16 protein-coding genes and 4 pseudogenes are annotated in these 16993 nt (G+C 69.6%); 7 read left to right on the top strand and 13 right to left on the bottom strand.

Going from position 1 to position 16993, the window contains the following annotated elements; translation table 11 throughout:
• Positions 1-494: 494 nt before the first annotated feature.
• Complete coding sequence (locus ACGFYQ_RS41605) at positions 495-1730, top strand: IS110 family transposase (protein ID WP_393752486.1); 1236 nt, start codon at positions 495-497, stop codon at positions 1728-1730.
• 46 nt (positions 1731-1776) lie between these two features.
• Here ACGFYQ_RS41605 and ACGFYQ_RS41600 read toward each other — a convergent pair.
• Positions 1777-2133, bottom strand: a pseudogene (locus ACGFYQ_RS41600) (transposase family protein); the annotation flags it as partial.
• 18 nt (positions 2134-2151) lie between these two features.
• Between ACGFYQ_RS41600 and ACGFYQ_RS41595 the strand changes: the two are divergent.
• Positions 2152-2271: pseudogene (locus tag ACGFYQ_RS41595) on the top strand (hypothetical protein); the annotation flags it as partial.
• Positions 2272-2308: 37 nt separating this feature from the next.
• On the opposite strand, the gene ACGFYQ_RS41590 reads toward ACGFYQ_RS41595, so the two are convergent.
• The 7 genes and pseudogenes from ACGFYQ_RS41590 to ureA form a co-directional block, all read right to left on the bottom strand.
• Entirely contained in the window at positions 2309-2533 is a 225-nt protein-coding gene (locus ACGFYQ_RS41590; RefSeq protein ID WP_393752492.1) for a hypothetical protein, read from the bottom strand.
• Positions 2534-2702: 169 nt separating this feature from the next.
• Positions 2703-3401, bottom strand: coding sequence for an urease accessory protein UreD (locus tag ACGFYQ_RS41585; RefSeq protein ID WP_393752484.1), 699 nt, complete (start codon positions 3399-3401; stop codon positions 2703-2705).
• Between the two features lie 203 nt (positions 3402-3604).
• Positions 3605-4300, bottom strand: coding sequence for an urease accessory protein UreG (gene ureG / locus ACGFYQ_RS41580; RefSeq protein WP_393752482.1), 696 nt, complete (start codon positions 4298-4300; stop codon positions 3605-3607).
• A gap of 24 nt (positions 4301-4324) precedes the next feature.
• Positions 4325-4999 carry an urease accessory protein UreF gene (locus ACGFYQ_RS41575; RefSeq protein WP_393752480.1) on the bottom strand — a complete coding sequence of 225 codons (675 nt, stop codon included), beginning with the start codon at positions 4997-4999 and terminating at the stop codon, positions 4325-4327.
• Positions 5000-5097: 98 nt separating this feature from the next.
• Complete coding sequence (ureC, locus tag ACGFYQ_RS41570) at positions 5098-7110, bottom strand: urease subunit alpha (RefSeq protein ID WP_393752478.1); 2013 nt, start codon at positions 7108-7110, stop codon at positions 5098-5100.
• A 29-nt stretch (positions 7111-7139) separates the two neighbouring features.
• On the bottom strand, positions 7140-7466 hold the full coding sequence (locus ACGFYQ_RS41565; RefSeq protein ID WP_393752490.1) for an urease subunit beta: 327 nt from the start codon (positions 7464-7466) through the stop codon (positions 7140-7142).
• A 72-nt stretch (positions 7467-7538) separates the two neighbouring features.
• Positions 7539-7889: pseudogene (gene ureA, locus ACGFYQ_RS41560) on the bottom strand (urease subunit gamma); the annotation flags it as partial.
• Positions 7890-8026: 137 nt separating this feature from the next.
• Here ureA and ACGFYQ_RS41555 point away from each other — a divergent pair.
• On the top strand, positions 8027-8431 hold the full coding sequence (locus ACGFYQ_RS41555) for a hypothetical protein (RefSeq protein ID WP_393752476.1): 405 nt from the start codon (positions 8027-8029) through the stop codon (positions 8429-8431).
• A 424-nt stretch (positions 8432-8855) separates the two neighbouring features.
• Here the strand turns inward: ACGFYQ_RS41555 and ACGFYQ_RS41550 are convergent, their stop codons facing one another.
• Positions 8856-10010, bottom strand: a complete 1155-nt coding sequence (locus tag ACGFYQ_RS41550; protein ID WP_393752488.1) for an IS701 family transposase — start codon at positions 10008-10010, stop codon at positions 8856-8858.
• Positions 10011-10089: 79 nt separating this feature from the next.
• Between ACGFYQ_RS41550 and ACGFYQ_RS41545 the strand changes: the two genes are divergently transcribed.
• Both ACGFYQ_RS41545 and ACGFYQ_RS41540 read left to right on the top strand, forming a co-directional pair.
• Positions 10090-10818 carry a hypothetical protein gene (locus ACGFYQ_RS41545; protein ID WP_393752474.1) on the top strand — a complete coding sequence of 243 codons (729 nt, stop codon included), beginning with the start codon at positions 10090-10092 and terminating at the stop codon, positions 10816-10818.
• Positions 10819-11353: 535 nt separating this feature from the next.
• Positions 11354-11746: a peptidase inhibitor family I36 protein gene (locus ACGFYQ_RS41540; RefSeq protein WP_393752472.1), complete on the top strand. Its 393-nt coding sequence runs from the start codon at positions 11354-11356 to the stop codon at positions 11744-11746.
• A 5-nt stretch (positions 11747-11751) separates the two neighbouring features.
• Here the strand turns inward: ACGFYQ_RS41540 and ACGFYQ_RS41535 are convergent.
• The 3 genes and pseudogenes from ACGFYQ_RS41535 to ACGFYQ_RS41525 form a co-directional block, all read right to left on the bottom strand.
• Positions 11752-12000, bottom strand: a pseudogene (locus tag ACGFYQ_RS41535) (IS5/IS1182 family transposase); the annotation flags it as partial.
• Positions 12001-12034: 34 nt separating this feature from the next.
• Positions 12035-12664 carry a hypothetical protein gene (locus ACGFYQ_RS41530; RefSeq protein WP_393752470.1) on the bottom strand — a complete coding sequence of 210 codons (630 nt, stop codon included), beginning with the start codon at positions 12662-12664 and terminating at the stop codon, positions 12035-12037.
• Positions 12665-12754: 90 nt separating this feature from the next.
• Positions 12755-14257, bottom strand: coding sequence for an alpha/beta hydrolase family protein (locus tag ACGFYQ_RS41525; protein WP_393752468.1), 1503 nt, complete (start codon positions 14255-14257; stop codon positions 12755-12757).
• A gap of 225 nt (positions 14258-14482) precedes the next feature.
• Here ACGFYQ_RS41525 and ACGFYQ_RS41520 point away from each other — a divergent pair, with 225 nt between their 5' ends.
• Positions 14483-15637, top strand: a complete 1155-nt coding sequence (locus ACGFYQ_RS41520; RefSeq protein WP_393752467.1) for a sensor histidine kinase — start codon at positions 14483-14485, stop codon at positions 15635-15637.
• On the top strand, positions 15634-16296 hold the full coding sequence (locus tag ACGFYQ_RS41515; protein WP_393752465.1) for a response regulator: 663 nt from the start codon (positions 15634-15636) through the stop codon (positions 16294-16296). The genes ACGFYQ_RS41520 and ACGFYQ_RS41515 overlap by 4 nt, the downstream gene beginning before the upstream one ends.
• A gap of 14 nt (positions 16297-16310) precedes the next feature.
• Here ACGFYQ_RS41515 and ACGFYQ_RS41510 read toward each other — a convergent pair whose 3' ends face one another.
• On the bottom strand, positions 16311-16457 hold the full coding sequence (locus ACGFYQ_RS41510) for a S26 family signal peptidase (RefSeq protein WP_383725616.1): 147 nt from the start codon (positions 16455-16457) through the stop codon (positions 16311-16313).
• Positions 16458-16993: the final 536 nt, after the last annotated feature.

Below are 16993 nucleotides of genomic sequence, written 5' to 3'. Positions count from 1 at the left end.
CAGCTACCTCGCCGGCCTCCACCTCCGTGCCGCAATGATCTGGATCGACGACCTGCTGAAGACCGCGGAATGATCACGACATCACACAGGCCCTAATAGGTCATCGGTGAACCCAGGCGCGTGAGTGCAAGGGCCACCAGGCGAGGTCGAGGCCTGCCGCCCTTCGGGGACTGGATCCCTCTGTTCAGACCGGCCCTGCCTCGCCCGCGCCCTGCCGGGCGGAGACCTTCGGTAGTTCCGTGGCCTTGACCTCTCGTCAAAGACCGGTCCCGCCCGGCAGAGGCTCGAATATCACCAGCTTTCATGTCCTCAGCCCGCCGGCAGGGGCCGACCTCTCAACAGTTCGCGAGCCGATGAGCTCTCCAACAGACCGAGGTCCCTGCCGGTCGCTGGAGACACGAACGGCTCATGAGATGGCGTGCCCAGAGCACTTCTATTAGAGCGCCGCGTGCTCCGCATGGGACCGACCTGCAGGTTGAGACGGAGGCACAGTGTTGAGCGAGATCTTCTGCGGAATTGACTGGGCGGAGGGGCACCACGACATAGCCCTGGTCGACCAGGACGGATCCCAGGTTGCCAAGCTAAGGATCAGCGACGACAGTGCCGGTTTCCACGCACTGATCGAACTCTTGACCAGGCATGGCGACTCCGCAGAGCATCCGATCCCCGTTGCTATCGAGACGCCACGCGGCCTCCTCGTCGCCGGCCTGCGGGCAACCGGCCGACAGGTCTACGCAATCAACCCACTGGCCGCGGCCCGCTACCGTGAGCGCGCCAGCGTCTCCCGAGCCAAGTCCGATGCAGCGGACGCCCGTGTTCTAGCAAATATCCTTCGAACCGACCGGCACGCCCACCGCCCCCTACCCGACGACAGCGAGGCCGGGCAGGCCGTTGCTGTCCTGGCCCGCGCTCATCAGGACGCCATCTGGGACCGGCAACAGATGATGAACAGGCTCCGGTCGCACCTGCGCGAGTACTATCCAGCCGCTCTCATCGCCTTCCATGGCCCCGGCAAACCGGGACTCGACTCGCCACGTGCCCGCGTGATTCTCACCGCTGCACCGACGCCGGCCGACGCTGCCAAACTCTCACGCAGCCAGCTGCGTGCGTTGCTCAAGCGAGGCGAGCGTCCACGCTGCGGAATCGAGGCTGAGGTCGAGCGGCTCCGGGCAATCTTCCGCGCGAACTACCTGCGGCAACTGCCGCAAGTCGAGCAGGCCCTGGGACACCAGGCAGTAGCGCTCATCCGCCAGCTCGATGCCTCATGCAACAGCGTCGCTCAGCTCGCGGCGGCGACGGAGGAGGCATTCCACGCGCACCCAGATGCCGAGATCATCACCAGCTTCCCTGGGCTGTCTGTGCTTTCCGGAGCGAGAGTTCTCGCCGAGCTCGGAGATGACCGCGAACGCTTTGCAGATGCCCGCGCCATGAAGGCGTACGCGGGAGCGGCCCCAATCACGCGGGCCTCCGGGCGCAGCCACGTAGTGGTCGCACGGACCGTCAAGAATCAGCGGCTGGCCTCGGCCGGGCACATGTGGGCCTTCGCAGCCCTTCGCACGCAGGCTCCACGCGCCCACTACGACCGGCGGCGCACTGGTGGAGAGCGCCATACGGCAGCTCTCAGGAACTTGTTCAACAAACTGCTCGGCTGCCTCTACCACTGCCTGCAACGCCGCACGCTATTCGACCCCGATCGTGCTTTCGCGGCACCCCTGGAGCTCGCCGCCTGAGCACCTACTTGACCTACCGACGACATGAGATGTCTTGGACTGCTCCCACGGCGTGGTCGCGGATGGGCACCAGGGTGCCGTCCACGATCAGCACGGTGTCCTTGGCGAACCGCTTGCGGGGCTGCAGGGCGAGCATCGGCCCGAGGTGGTCGATGATGCGGTCCGCGGCCGACTTCGAGACCCCGAACAGCGGAGCGAGCTGGCGCATCGTCAAGTTCGTGCGCCAGTACGCCGCAACCAGCAGGGCCCGGTCCTCCAGCGGAAGGCTCCACGGCCGGCCCTTGCGGACCGCATCGGCACCCTCGCGCCGCAACACGGTCACCAGCTTCCCGAAACAGCGCGGGCTCAGCCCGGTGAACGGGGCTATCCAAGACGGCTCCGACGCCGTGATCACACCAGCCACACCAAGATCATCTCACCTGTGACCAGCAGTTACGGGACAACCCTTAGGCCGTTTCCTGCGGATCATCTGATCGCTGACGCCCAGTGGGCACGCATCGAGCCGTTGCTGCCGGACCGGACGCCGAAGCGGGGTGGACGCTGGCGTGATTACCGGCAAGTGATCGACGCGATCGTGTTCAAGTACCGCCAGCGAGCTCGTGGTCAGCTCCGAGGCCGCCGTGACGGGCCTCGTCGGCGAAGCGGCGGCCGCCTTCGCCCGGCTGGAGCCTGCGGCCGTCGACGAGCAGGAGGAAATCAGCGCGCCGACGCGGCAGGTTGACCAGGAGGAGGCGGTCGTCACGGAGCAGGAGTCCAAGTCCGTGGGGGGTGACAGCCTTTACGGCGGCGGCATCCTCAACCACAGCGGCAGCACATTGTGCCTGGCTGGGAGTTTGTGCGTGGTGGCAACCGGGTGCCTTCGTCGCTCGACCGATCCCCTGCACCGAGCCGCCGAGTGGGAAGAACTGCTCGTGGGCCCCTTGCGCGATCCGTCGGATGTCCTCCCGGACACGTGCCTCAGGCTGGTCCCAGCTATATGTTCCGGATGTGTTCGAGCGCGGTGTCGAGGAGCTTGCTCACCTGGTGGAGGGTGGTGGCGGTGGCGGTGGCCAGGTAGGCGGGGTGCTGGGCGAGGGGGGTGAGAACGGCGTGGCCTTTCTCGGGGTCCTCGCTGATGAGGAGCGTGGGGTGGTCGGTGGTGAGGTGGGGGTCCACGACGAGGAGTTGGCCGGCGGCGCGGTGTCTGCCCAGCACGGCGGGGCCGTCCCAGGCCGGTGCCGTCCCGCCGTAGGCGGTGTGCTGGTCGAGGACGGGCCGGCCGCCGCGGCGCACGGTGAGGCGGGTGGTGAGGTGGCCTGGGGGTTCGGCCGTGCGTCCGAGGAGTTGCTCCTCGCGCAGCAGGACGGCGGCGGTGGGCGCGAGGTCGACCGTGCAGGTCTGATGGAGGGTGCTGCCCGAGGCGCTGATCAGAGGTTTGGGCAGCCAGGTCAGCATGGCGTGGTCGGCGACTGTGAGGCGGACGTCGTAGGTAGCGGGGGCGGTGGTGGCGCCGGGCAGCGCGATGGTGGCGGTCGGCGTGGTCACCTCCAGCCTGGCGTATTCCTCGGCGGTGATGTCGAGGGCGAGTCGGTCCCCGCCGAGTGGTGCGCACATGGAGCTGATCACGCTGACCCGGGCCCACCCGTTGTGGGGTTGCGTCTGGTGCAGGTGGAAGGGGCCGCTGTTGCGCATGAGCGGCACAGTCGTGGTAGAGCCTTCGCGGGCGGCCCTGATGACGGCGGTGGCCCGGACCCCGGAATGTTCGGGGTCTGTTGGGTGCACTCGTCCGGCCACGTGCTTTTCGTCTGTCTGACCGCTGTCCGTCTCGCTTCCTGAGGCGGTCGGTGCGGGGGGTGCCATGGTGGGCGGTGGGCTCGGGTGTGGTGCGGTGGCTGTCATACGGCGGCCTCGGTGCGCCAGGCGAACAGGCAGCCGTTGACCCAGTCGGCGACGGGCTGGATGCCGTCGTCCGAGGCGAGGCTGGTGAAGACGACGGGGAGGCTGCCGCGCTGCCGGTTGGCGTCGGCGGCCATGGTGTCCAGGTCGGCGCCGACGTAGGGGGCGAGGTCGGTCTTGTTGATGACGAGGAGGTCGGCGGTGGTGATGCCGGGGCCGCCCTTGCGGGGGATGTCGTCACCGCTGGAGACGTCGATGACGAATACCTGGTGGTCGACGAGGCCCTTGGAGAAGGTGGCGGTGAGGTTGTCGCCGCCGGACTCGATGAGGATCAGATCCAGGGGGAGCAGTGTCTCCTCCAGCTGTTCGACGGCTTCGAGGTTGGCGGAGATGTCGTCGCGGATCGCGGTGTGCGGGCAGGCGCCGGTTTCGACAGCGGTGATGCGCTCGGGGGGCAGTACGGCTTCGCGGAGCAGGAACTCGGCGTCCTCGCGGGTGTAGATGTCGTTGGTGACGACCGCGATGGACAGCCGGTCGCGCAGGGCGCGGCACAGTGCGGCGACGGTGGCGGTTTTGCCGGATCCGACGGGCCCGCCGAGGCCGATACGCAGGGCGCGGATGCTGCCATCGGGGCGCAGTTCCTCGGCGCTGGGCGTCTGGTGGTGCGGCAGCATCGTGTCGTGGTCGAGGTGCATGGCGTACTCCGAACGGTATGGGGGTCAGGAGGCAAAGAGCCGCATGGACCAGGCGGCGTGCTGTTCGCCGGTGATGTCAAGGAGCGGCGAGGACGCGGCGGGCAGGACTCCGACCCCGTCGGTGGCGAGCCGTGCTGCCGCTTCGGCGGCGGCGCGGGCGACATCGTCGAGTTCGCCGGCGAGCCGGGCAAGGAGAGCGGTCGCGTCGAACGGGTTGAGGCTCAGCAGCCGCACCGCCGCCGTCGCAGGGCCGCCGATGCTCTCGTACGCGGCGCACTGGGCGGCGTCCAACGGCGTCAGGCCCGCGGCGCGCGCGGCGACGCCGAGCACCACAGGCTGGTGAGCGCCCTTCGGGAGCGAGTGGGCGATCTGGTCGAGCTCGGGGCAGGGCCAGGCGGCCCGGGCCGCGCGCAGCATCTGCCGACCGAGCTTGCGGGCGACGTGCCGCAGTGCTGGTACGGGGGTACGCGCGTCGGCGGCCTCGTCCAGCGTCATCGGGTCGTATCCGGTGGCGGCCGCGGCGGCAAGGCCGGCCGCAGTCAGCCCAGTGGTGTGCAGGCGGCCCCGGCAGAACGCCTCCAGGCTTGCGGTGTCGTGGACACCGCGCGAGGCGACCGCGGCCTCCACACCGCCGGAGTGGGCGTGCCCACCGGCGGGGAAACGGCCGTCGGCCAGGACGAGCAGGGCGGCGTGGCTCATAGGAACGGTGGCCTGCCTTTCACAGGTACGGAGCTCAGGAGGAGGGACTTCCCGAGCAGGCGGTCCGGCGGCGGAGCGCCGCCGGACCGACGTCGCGCTCAGAAGAGGAAGTACCGCTGCGCCATGGGCAGTTCGGTCTCGTAGAGCTCCGGATTCTTCTGCGGATGATCCTTGTCGAACATCAGCTTGTCGTCGGGCTCGTCATCGTCGTCGTCACCGTCCGGAAGGGCCTTCTTCAGCACGGTGCGGGCGTCAGTGGTCGTGCCCCTGTTCGCGCCCGGTTCTCCTGTGCCGGGCTCTGTTCCCGTGCCCGTGTCCGTCCCCGCGCCCTCGCCGATGGTGACCTTGAAGGACTCGGGGCCGATCTCGATCTCCGGCGACTCACCGTTGAGCTTCATGCTCTGCTTGGTCACGTCACGAGTCGATTTGGTCTCCTTCACCCCCTTGGTCAGTTTGTACTCCGTCTTGATGTCGTCGGCATTGGGCACCACGAAGTTGAAGGAGTTACCTCCCGGGGCCCTGCCGCATGCCCCCCACACCGGGCGGGGTAGGTACGGCTGCGGTGTCGGGATCGACGCGTTGGCGTCACCGACCTGCGCGTAGGCGATCTGTCCGCCCTTGATGACCATGTGCGGCTTGACGCCGAAGAACTTCGGCTCCCACAGCACCAGATCCGCGACCTTGGACGTACCGAGGGGCCCGGTTGTCTCGACGGAGCCGACATGCTCGTCGATGCCATGGGCGATGGCCGGGTTGATCGTGTACTTGGCGATGTACCGCCTGACGCGGAAGTTGTCGTGCCTGTCGGTGTCCTCCGGCAGGTGGTCGCGGCGCTTCTTCATGACATGAGCGGTCTGCCAGGTCCGCATGATCATCTCGCCGATACGCCCCATGGCCTGCGAGTCGGAGGACATCATCGAGATGGCACCGGTGTCGTGCAGCCAGTCCTCGGCGGCCATGGTGGAGGGCCGGATACGCGAGTCGGCGTATGACTTGTCCGCGGGGACGTCGAGGTTGAGGTGATGGCAGATGACCATCATGTACATGTGTTCGGCGACGGTGTTGACCGTCAGGGGCCGGGTCGGGTTGGTCGACGCGGGCAGGACATTCTCGTAGCCCTTACCCACCATCTTCATGATGTCCGGTGCGTGGCCGCCCCCGGCGCCTTCGACGTGGAAGACGTGAATGCCTCGGGGCTTGCCGGTGTCGGGATGCTTAGTGGCGTTGAAGGTGTCCTCGACGAACCCGGACTCGTTCATCGAGTCGGCATGCAGGGCGACTTGGGCGTGGTAGGTGTCACAGATTTCCAGCGCCTTGTCGATGGCCGCGGGTGTGGCCCCCCAGTCCTCGTGAACCTTGAGGCCGATGGCGCCGGCCTTGATCTGGGCCTCCAGCGCCTCGTAGGAGATCGTGCCGCCCTTGCCGAACAGGCCGATGTTGACCGGGTAGGCGTCCAGGGCCTCGAACGTCCGCTGGAGGTGCCACTTGCCAGGCGTCACGGTGGTGGCCCGGCTGCCTTCCGCGGGGCCGGTACCGCCGCCGATGAGCGTGGTCACTCCCGATGCGAGTGCCTCGTGGATCTGCCCGGGGCCGATGAAGTGCACATGGGTGTCGATGCCGCCCGCGGTCAGGATCCGCCCGTTACCGGAGATCACCTCGGTTTCCGGCCCCACCACGAAGTGCGAGGCCCGTCCGCCCCGGTTCTCCTCGGCCGTGTAGGCCTTCGGTGTCATCGTTTCCGGGTTGTAGGCCTGGCCGATCGCCGCGATCTCGCCGTTTCGAAGGCCGACGTCGGCCTTCACCACACCCCAGTAGTCAATGATCAGCGCACCGGTGATCACTGTGTCCACCGGATTGTGTGTGGTGTCGCTCCTCGGGAAATGCGACTGGCCCATCGACTCCCGGATGACCTTGCCGCCGCCGAAAAGCATCTCGTCGCCGCTACGGCCCGGCCCCCCGCACCAGTCCTCCTCGATCTTGACGATGAGGTTCGTGTCGGCGAGCCTGACCCGGTCGTCCTTCGTCGGGCCGTACAGCGTGGCGTAGTCCTGCCGCCACAGCGGCTCCGGAGGGCGCACGGTGAAGCTGAGGTCGCGCGGCGTCAGCTGCACAACACCACTTGTCTGACTGGAGCTACCACTCATGGGGCCACCGACCAATCCTTGTCGGTCTTACCGCGCTGAAGGCCCTTTACCACTTGGTCTCCCTTGATGGGCACCACCCACACTCTGCACACGTGTTCCGGCTCGATCCGCTCCGACGTACCGGCCGCAATGTGCAGCCGCTTCCCCTTCACGTCGTCGTCGGCCGGGTCCGTGCAATCCTCGTCCTTGAAGAACTTGAGGCACGCGTTGACGTCGCCCAGGTGGAAGTGGGACCCGACCTGGATAGGCCGCTTCGCGAAGTTCTTCGCCCACAACGGCCCCTCCCTCAGGGAGTCGGCGTGGTCGTCCGCGTTGTACGTCACCGCGTGCTGATGGTCGTCCGCGAGGAGTTCGTACTTGCCCGGGTAGACCTCTGCGTCAGGGTCCGCCTTGCCGAGCGGGTCCGGGATGGTCACCAGCTTCGTGCCGTCCTTGAACGTCGCTTCGACCTGCACGTCGCGGACCATCTCCCGTACGCCGTCCATGACCTTGAAGTCCGTCAAGTTGACGCCGGCGGTCTTGCTGGGGATCTTGAGCGACTTTGCCACATCGCTCAGCTTGGTATCCATGAGCTCGGCAACCGTCTTCGTGTCGTGGCGGGCCTCCTCCAGCACGTAGGCCGCGAACAGCGCCATGACTTCCGGGTAGTTCAGCGCGAGATCGGGGTCGCGCCTCAGTCGTCGTTCGGCCAGATCTGCCGCGGCACGGATCATGAGCCGCTCCTGCTCATGTGGCGTCAGATGCATGCGGGTTCTCCTTCCTGCGGTTCGGCGTGACGTGCGCGGCGAGTCGCCCGAGGAGAACCCGGTGCGGACGCCACTCATTGGCTCAACGACCCAGGCAAGAATAGAAACGGAAGCAGTACCTCCGTTCATGCTTTCGGATGTACGTGATCAGCGAGCCTCCGGCGTCACCCCCTCATCGCGCAGTACGGGCAACGGCGCCTGCTACGCCACAGGACAAATGGCTGGCCCTCAATCGCTGGCACGGGCGAGTGCTGATCCGCTCCCGGCGGGGCACGAACATGACCGGTGCGTTCCCCGAGATCGTCGCGGCCGCTGGATCCCCCCCGGATACGGGGCTGGACGGCGAGCTCGTGGTCTGGGAGAGCGGCAGACCTGCCTTTGAGCGGCTCCAGGGCCGCCTCAACCGCACACCCGCGGATTCGGCACGGCAGGCGGCGCAGTGGCCGGCTCATTTCGTCGCCTTTGACCTGCTGCATCGCGGCGCCGACCTGACCCGCAGACCGTATGCCGAACGCCGCAGCCCTGGAGAAGCTCTTCAGTGACTACGAGCTGGGACCTCCATGGACGTTGTGCCCCTCGACCACCGACGCGGACACCGCCGACGGGTGGCTGCACTGGTCGGCGGCCGGCATGGAGGGGCTGGTCTTCAAACGCCTCGATCAGCCCTACCTGGCCGGCCGCCGCGAATGGCGCAAGTACCCGTCGCGCAGTAGCACCGAAGCGATCGTGGGCGCGGTCGGAGGCTCGCTGTCCGCGCCGACAACAGCGCTGCTGGGCCGCTTCGACGTCGCGGGCATCCTTAGTACTGCAACCGCATCTGGGGGATCTGGCCTCGGCGTTTGTAGTGGGATCGGCGGGCTCGGGCCTGGCTTCGTCGTCGGAAGCGTGACCAGCGCAGATGGTGCTCGTCGGTCCGGTGTCGGGGCCCGACGAGGTGGCCCATGAGCCGGCGGGTCTCCGGGACGCTCAGGGGTATGAGCTCGTGTTCGTCGTCAGCGTCGCCCCTTTTGCGGCCTCACGGGCGCGAAGGGCGGTCAGGTAGGCGAGAGCGGCCATGGCCAGGGTGATGTGCCGGTACCAGGCGCGGTAGAGGCGGACCTGGTAGTGGTCCAGGCCGCACTCCATCTTCGCCGCCTGGAACGACTCCTCGATCGCCCACCGCGCGGCGGCCACCTTGACCAGGTCCTTCAGCCGGGTGCCGACGGGGCCGTAGCAGACGTAGTGGGCGATCTTGCTCGGGTCGCTGACGGAGCGGCGTGCGAGGACCCAGTGTCCGAAGCCGTTCTCCCACACGGGCTGGATCGCTACTCGGGCCCAGTCGTAGATCCGCTCGCCGTGGGAGCCCTGGCCTCCGGAGATGCGCTTCCAGGCCTGCCGCGGCAGTGTCGCGATCAGCTCGTCCACCCGGACCTCGGCCCAGTCCGCGGTGATCACGGTGTCGTTGACCTTGGTGGCGAGCACGTGCGCGATGCGGCGTTCCTCCAGCCAGGACCTGAGGTGCTTGGCCTGGCCGTACGCCTCGTCCGCGGTCACCCAGGCGAACGGGACGCGGGCGTCGATCGCGCGCTGCAACATCCATTTGAAGTGCTCGTTCTTCGTCGCGAACGGCACCTCGTCCCCGATGCCGGCGGTTCGGCAGCGTTCCCGGTCATCGGTCCAGGACACCGGCAGATAGAGCTCGCGGTCGATCAACGCGCGCCCCTTGGAGGAGGCGTAGGCCAAGAACGTGCCGATCTGGCAGTTCTCGGTGCGGCCGGCGGTACCGCTGTATTGGCGTTGGACACCGGCCGACTGGGTGCCCTTCTTCAGGAAGCCGGTGTCGTCGCCGATCAGGATCCCGTCCCTAGCGCCGATGGTCTCCACCACGAAATCGCGCACGTCGTCGCGGACCGCGTCCTCATCCCAGTCGGAAAGGTTCAGCAGGCGCTGGACCCCGTCCGGACGGAGCTGCCCGACCTGCTCGGCCAGCGTCCAGCCGTTCTTCCGCTCCAACGGAGCCAACAGCCCGGCCAGGTAGTCCAGCGCCCGATCGCGAGGCTCCGACCTGCCAAAACGATGCGCGATGCGGGCATGGAACCCGGCTATCCCCTCGAACCACGACTCGACCTGCTCAACCGTCAGCTCATCGGCACACAGATACACCAACGAGCCCCACACGACATCCGTCACGCAGATGCGGTTGCAGGATTAGGCTGACCGGATGACAGCTGATCGCACAGCAGCCAAGTACCGCCGCATCCTCGCCCTGGCCGGCGCGGCCGGGATCGCCCTTGCCGGGAGCGCCTGTTCCTCGTCCGGGAGTTCCGGCGGGGCCGCCTCGGGCGGTGAGAGGCTGTCCTACGACCGGGTCGCCTCGACGGCGAAGCAGCTGACGAGTACGTCGGCCTGCCCGTTCGGCCTAGACCCGGCGGCGGCGCTGAAGGCGGCCGGTGCCGAACGGACCGTCACCCCGGCGGCGTCCGGCGGCGACCCCGCGGCTCAGGGGACCGTCGACCCGGGCCGGCCGGCTGAGGCCTGGCCCAGCGGGCAGCCCACGCCGCCGTTTGGGCTCCCCTCCAACCCCGCCATCCCGCCGCACACGTCCGTCGTCTGCAACTTCACGGCTTCGGAAGCCCCGCTGGAGATCGACCTCGTGGCCGCGTCCGAGGGCGGGGTGGCGGTGAACCTGGCGCTGCCGCAGATCGCCCGCCTCGGCATCCTCCGCGCCGACGAGGTGATGGCGTTCTCCAAGGACAGGCCCGGGATCGGCCAGACCAGGGTCACCCCGGGCCGGGGCACGGTCGCCGTCGCACGGGTGGCGGTGGCGGGCAAGGGCGACTTGGCGCTCGTGGTCTCCCAGGGATGGCCCGTCACCAAGGCGGACCCGGCCCTAGCCGGCGAGTCGCTCAGGAAGGTCGCCGAGGCACTCGCGGCCCAGCTGCGGCCGTAGGCGGCGCCGGCAGGCGGCCCGCCGCGCACCGCTCGCCGCCCGACCGGAGCGAGCCGGTGCGGTACCCGGGAGGGCCGAACCGGAGGTCGCCAGGGCCCGCGGCCGGGGCCGCCTCGGAGCCCCCCGGCCTGGTTGGAGTCGTAGGCCGCGAGGATCTTGTACGCCGCCAGCCGGCGGGCAGCATCGTGTGGCAGCCAGCCCGGCCTGGCCGCTGGAGCCAGAGCCCGGTGGGGAAGGCCAATACTCGCCGTCATCATCGGCTTGTAGTTCAGCCACGACCAGGCGTCAGAAACGAACTCGCGCAGGCCCAAGGAACAAACTCCTCAATGACCCCCGCGCCGGATTCAGCCTAAGCGAGCGAGTCTCACGGCAGTTCGTAGTTCGGCTGCGCAGAGCCGTCCCGGTGCATCCCCCGTCGCCGGGACGGCCCTCTGCGCCAAGCCTCCAGGGAGCGTATTGGTTGTGATCAAGGGGAAGCTCGCACTCTGGACGGTCCAGGCGATGACCTGCGGAGCGAGGGATCGTTGAGCCTGGCATGAAGCACACCAAGCGAGTCCTTACCGGGCTGGCCAGCGCAGTGGCAGCCCTGAGCATGGCGTCGGTCTCCCCCGCCTACGCGGCCGACGGGTACGACCGATGCCCTGACGGCTACTACTGCATGTTCTCGGGTCTCGACGGCACCGGAGACATGATCAAGCTGACGTCGAACACGCCGGACCTCGCGACACTCGGCATGAACGACCGGGCCCAATCCGATTGGAACCGAACCTCTTCGACCATCCTCCTGTGGTCCGACACGAACTACACCGGATGCACGACTGCCACGCCCGCTGGCCCGACCGGCAAGGGCAACTTCTTCCCGACCTATCGGGACTTCTTCAGCTCAGTGCAGTTCGACGGACTCGACAGCCCGATCTGTGCCCCCTGACGGAAACGGGACGAGTACGCCTTGTCCCCGGCGACCGCGTCGGGGACAGTGCGGGGACGGCCGGCAGGACCCGCCCCCCACACCTTCTTCAAGACGGGGATGAATTGCGGGCTGTCCGCCGCCTGCCCCGCAGTCAGCAGCAACGCCAGCGGGTGGCACTTCCGGTCGACGGCGACGTGGACCTTCCTGGTCTGCCCGCCCCTCGACCGGCCGAGCAGGGCAGCCTTCAGCCGCAGCTTGCGCCGGCGCCGGACGCGCCCGCAATTTCATCACAACTGGATACGCCCCCTAGCGGCGGCCGGTCAGGCGCCGGTCCCGGTAGCCACCAGATCCCGCCCCGCCATGCTGAGGGCTGGCCAGTTCGGTCAGCGCATGCACGGCGGCGTCCATCCGGTCCGGCGAGTCCATGCCAGCGACCCAGGTCACCATCTGATCCTCCAGGGTCGGCCACTGTCCGACGTGGTGGACACGGCCCTGCTCGTAGAGCTGGGCGATCGGTTCGGCACGCAGGCGTTTGCCGTGCTTGGCGGTGACCGAGATGACCGCGGGAATCAGCATCTGCTCGGTCTTGTTCTCGCGGTGCAGGTCCTCCCACGCCTGCGCGATCACCTGGCGGCTCATGTCCCCACCGTAGTTCGACTCCACCACGATCGCGTCCGCCCGAAGCTCGATCGCCAGGAGGCAGGTTTCCCTGCCCCAGGAGTCCGCGCCGCGGTTTCCACTGCGGTCATCGAGGAGGTACAGGCGCCCGTCGGAATCGCGGGCCGCAGCGATGATGCCAGTCTCATCCCCGACGGCAGACTCGCCGCCAGCCGGGTCGACTGCAACAACGATCCTGCTGAGGCCGATGCCGCGCAGCTGGGCGGCCGAGATCCGGGCATTCTCCCCGCCCCATACCGGGAAGAACGAGCCGATCAAACGACGGTTACATCATCGGCCCGACAGCTCCGGGGCTCGGGGAACTGCGAGGCCGACCCCGGGGATGGCCGAACACGCGCGTAAGGCCGATCACGGGGTTGGCGTCGCAGTTCCCCGAGCCCCTGATGATGAGACCGTGCCGTACGCCCGGAGGGTTTCGGCCGGGTCGCCGGGGCGGCCTCGCAGAGTGGCGTCCAGAAAGGCGAGGGTGGCCGCGGCGACAACGCGCGGGCTCTCGGTGCGGCCCAGGGTGCCGACGATCGAGGGCACCGGCGGCAGGTAGAGCGGGCCGTCCATGAAGGTGAGGTGCCCGGCGCCGGGGACGGTGAGCCGGTAGCTCGTCGCGGTGCTGTGCTCGAGGGCCTCGGTGAGCCGGGGCAGGTAGCGCGGGTCGGTGCCGGCGGTGATCTCCTGGGTGAGCGCGAGCGCCGGCTGCTCGAGGGCGGGCGCGGTGGGGCCGTGGGGGTAGCCGTCCAGGTCGACGACGGCGCCGAACCGGCGGTCCTGCCGAGCCGCCTGCAGGGCGGCGGCACCGCCCAGGGAGTGGCCGGCCACCGCGGCGCGGCCGGTGTCCAGGCGCCCGGTCAGCGGGTCGGCGGTCTCACCGCGGTCCAGGCGCTCCAGCTTGGAGAGGACGAAGCCGAGGTCGGCGGCCCGGACGGCGGTCCAGCCGGCGGCCAGCTCCTCGTCCCTGTCGCGGTCCCCGGAGGAGGCGGTGGTGGCGCGGATCGTGCGGCCGTCGGCGAGAACGACGACGGCGGAGTCGTACGGGTGGTCGAGGGCGGCGACCAGGTAGCCGTGGCTGGCCAGCTCCTCCGCCCAGGCGGTGTTCTGGGACCGCACCCCGCCCGACCCCGGGGAGAACAGGACGACCGGGAACCGCTCACCCCCGCCGGCCACCGGAGCGTCGACGACCGCGCGGCTGCGGGCCCTCGGGACGCCGTCGACCAGGAAACCGGGCAGGCCGACCCCGCCGGCGAGGGCCTCGGAGACGGTCCGCGCCTCGCCCTCCGTGCGTCCCAGGTACTGGGACCGAGGGACGCCCGCAGGGCTCTTCTGCGCCGGGTACCAGAGCTGGACCACGACCGTGCGCCGGTCGTCCGGATCGGCGGTGAAGCTCTCGGGGCGGAGCGGGTCGGTCCACTGCACCACCCGGGTGCCGACCGCGAAGGCGCCCGTCGGCTCGGGGAAGACGGGCACGGGGAAGGCCCAGGCGGCTACCGGGCCGGTGGCGATCAGGCCGGCGCAGGCCAGCGATCCCGGCATGGCCAGCCACCAGCGGGCCCGCCGCGCCGGTCGGCCGGCACCGCGCCGCAGCAGGGGCGGGAGGGCGAACGCCGAGGCGACGGCGGCGCCGGCCAGGACCGGCAGCATCTGCCAGCGGATCCCCACGATGCCCAGCACGATCGCCGACGGTACGAGGACCGCCCCCGCCACGACGGTGACGGGCCGGCGGGCGGCCGGGGGGAGCCAGCGCGCCACCAGCAGCGCGACGGCGCCCAGCAGGACGAGGACTTCCGGAAGGGACAGGAACAGCCCCGGGATGGTTTCGGTCACCCGGCCATGCTCGGCGCCGGGCCCGCGCCGCCGCATCGGCCCCGGGTCGCCGCCGACTGCGACCGGAGTGGCAACCGGGCACCCCGGACCGGCGGCCGGCCTGCGACCGCGGGAGGTGGCGGTCTCCTCCTGTGGTCGTACCCCGGCTCATTACGCTCCGACGCGGGGCTCATGTGCGGCGCGGATCCGCGTCCTAGGCTGCGGCTGTACGCGGTGGCGGCCCCGGCCGGGGCCGCCACGACGACCGATCGGCGGAGAGGTGTGACGGTGCGCCACCGGGACCGGGTACCACCCCTGGTGTGGGACTCGGTGCTGCCGGCGCTGCTCCTGCTCAACGTCGTGACCACGTACCCGGCCCGGGAGCTGCCGGTGGCGGCGGCGCTCACCGCCGCCCTGGCGCTGCCCCTGGTGGGGCGGCGCCGGGCCCCGCTCGCGGTGTTCGCCGCCGTCGTGGCTGCGGCCTTCGTCCAGTGGCTGGCAGACGTCCAACTGCCCGCGGACATCGCCCTGCTGGTGGCCCTGTACACGGCGGCCGCGCACAAGGGCCGGCGCGGCACGCTGCTCGCCGCCGCCGTCGTGGAGGGCGGGGCCGTGCTGGCCTGCCTGCGCTGGGCACAGAACGGCGCGTTCCTGACCCCGTTCGTCGCGCTCACCGCGACGGTGGTCGCCGCCGCCGTCCTCGGGGTGAACGTGCGGACCGGCCGGGCCTACCTCGCCGCCGTACAGGAGCGGGCCGAACGGCTGGCGCTGCACCAGGAGCAGCAGGCACGGCTGGCCGTCGCCGAGGAGCGGGCCCGGATCACCCGCGAGATGCACGACATCGTCACCCACAACCTGTCCGTCATGGTCGCGCTCACCGACGCCGCGGTCTACGCGCAGCACAGGTCCCCGGACCGGGCCACCGCCGCGATGCTGCAGATCTCCGAGACGGGCCGGCAGGCCCTCACCGACATGCGGCGCTCGTTGGGCATCCTGCGGCCCGACGAGCCGGACGCCGAGCGCCACCCGCTGCCCGGCATCGCCCAGTTGGAGGCGCTCGCCGACCAGATGGCCGTCGCCGGGCTGCCGACCGGCCTGGAGGTCCGCGGCGGCCACGCCCATGTGCCGGCCACCGCACAACTCACCGTCTACCGCCTGGTGCAGGAAGCGTTGACCAACACCCTCAAGCACACCCCCGCCGGCACCCGCGCGACGGTCCTGGTCGAGTGCTCGGCCGGGAGCGTCGGCGTGGAGGTCACCGACAGCGGCCCGCGGTCGGCGCTTCACGCCGCCGCGCCGTCCGGCCACGGCATCCCCGGCATGCGCGAGCGCGCGGCCGCCTACGGGGGGACGCTGCGGGCCGGACCGCTTCCGAGCGGCGGCTGGGGTGTGCGGACCCGGCTCCTGCTCAACAGCGGCGGGACGGGCTCCGTATGACGATCCGCATCGTGATCGCCGACGACGAGGCGCTGCTCCGGATGGCCTTCGGCACGGTCCTGGAGGCCCAGCCCGACATGACACCGGTCGGCGAGGCCGCGGACGGCGCCCAGGCCGTCCGCCTCTCCCGAGAGCTGCGGCCCGACGTCGTCCTCATGGACGTCCGGATGCCCGGGACGGACGGGATCGATGCGACCCGACAGGTCGTCGAGGTCTCCCCGCAGAGCAGGGTGCTGATCCTGACCACCTTCGACCTGGACGCGTACGCCTTCGCCGCGCTCGGCGCCGGGGCCTCGGGCTTCCTGCTGAAGAACACCCGGCCCGAGGAGCTGCTCACCGCGATCCGCAACGTCGCGGCGGGCGACGCGGTGCTCTCCCCGCGGATCACCCGGCGCCTGCTGGAGGACTTCCGTCCGCACCTGGCCGACGGGGGCACCGCCGTCCGCGACGAGCGGCTGGACCGGCTCAGCGCCCGGGAGCGCGAGGTGCTCGTCGAGGTCGGTCGCGGCCTGTCCAACGCCGAGATCGCGGCCGCCCTGTACCTCGCGGAGGCGACCGTGAAGTCCCATCTGGGGCGGATCCTGCTCAAGCTGGAACTCCGCGACCGGATCCATGCCGTGGTCTTCGCCTACGAGAACCGCCTGGTCGCCCCGGCCTGACGCTGGCCGAGGGCTCAGAACAGCGGCCAGACCACGGCCCGGACCGGGCCGACCACGTCGCCGACGGGGACGGCGCCGCCGGTGGGGCTGTTGCGGTGGTAGCGGGAGTCCGCGGAGTCGCTGCGGTGGTCGCCCTCGACCGGGAAGAACGAGCAGATCAAACGACGGTTACATGATCGGCCGGACAGCTCCTAGTAGTTGGCCGCAGGGTGATGGTGAGGCAAGTCACCGCGTGCCAATACGAGTGCGGTTCAAGATTTATTGCCGTTGGGCTGTCCTCCCGGGACCGAAGGGTGATGCTGATGCCGTCAGTGAAGGGAGCCCTACATGGCCTCCGAACAGCTACCAACGCCTCACGCTTCCCCCATGGGCCCAGCCGATGGGCCTGACACCACCTCGTCAGCTCCTCACAGGTACAAGATCTGTGCCGATGGGCGGCTCTACAAACTGAGCGTCGCCAGTCTTCCTGCCGAGTTCGCAGGCCCTTCGCCGAAATATGACGGCCCGGCGCCTGACGTGATGGAGGCCGTCTGGGCACGGGAGGCAGCGGTGACAGGAGACAGTAAGGCCATAGACCGCTTCGCCGCCCGGGTGCTGGTTCTGGGTCATGTCCCTTGGTGTGGTGTAACGGATCATTCGGCAGTGCCGGGCAGGCAGGTGGCGTTGTCTGAATAGAGGTTGTCCATGCTTTCGATGG

The organism is Streptomyces sp. NPDC048258 (assembly GCF_043201995.1).
In the GTDB taxonomy this organism is placed as follows: Bacteria; Actinomycetota; Actinomycetes; order Streptomycetales; family Streptomycetaceae; genus Streptomyces.
This window is presented reverse-complemented; position numbering and strand designations above follow the sequence as displayed.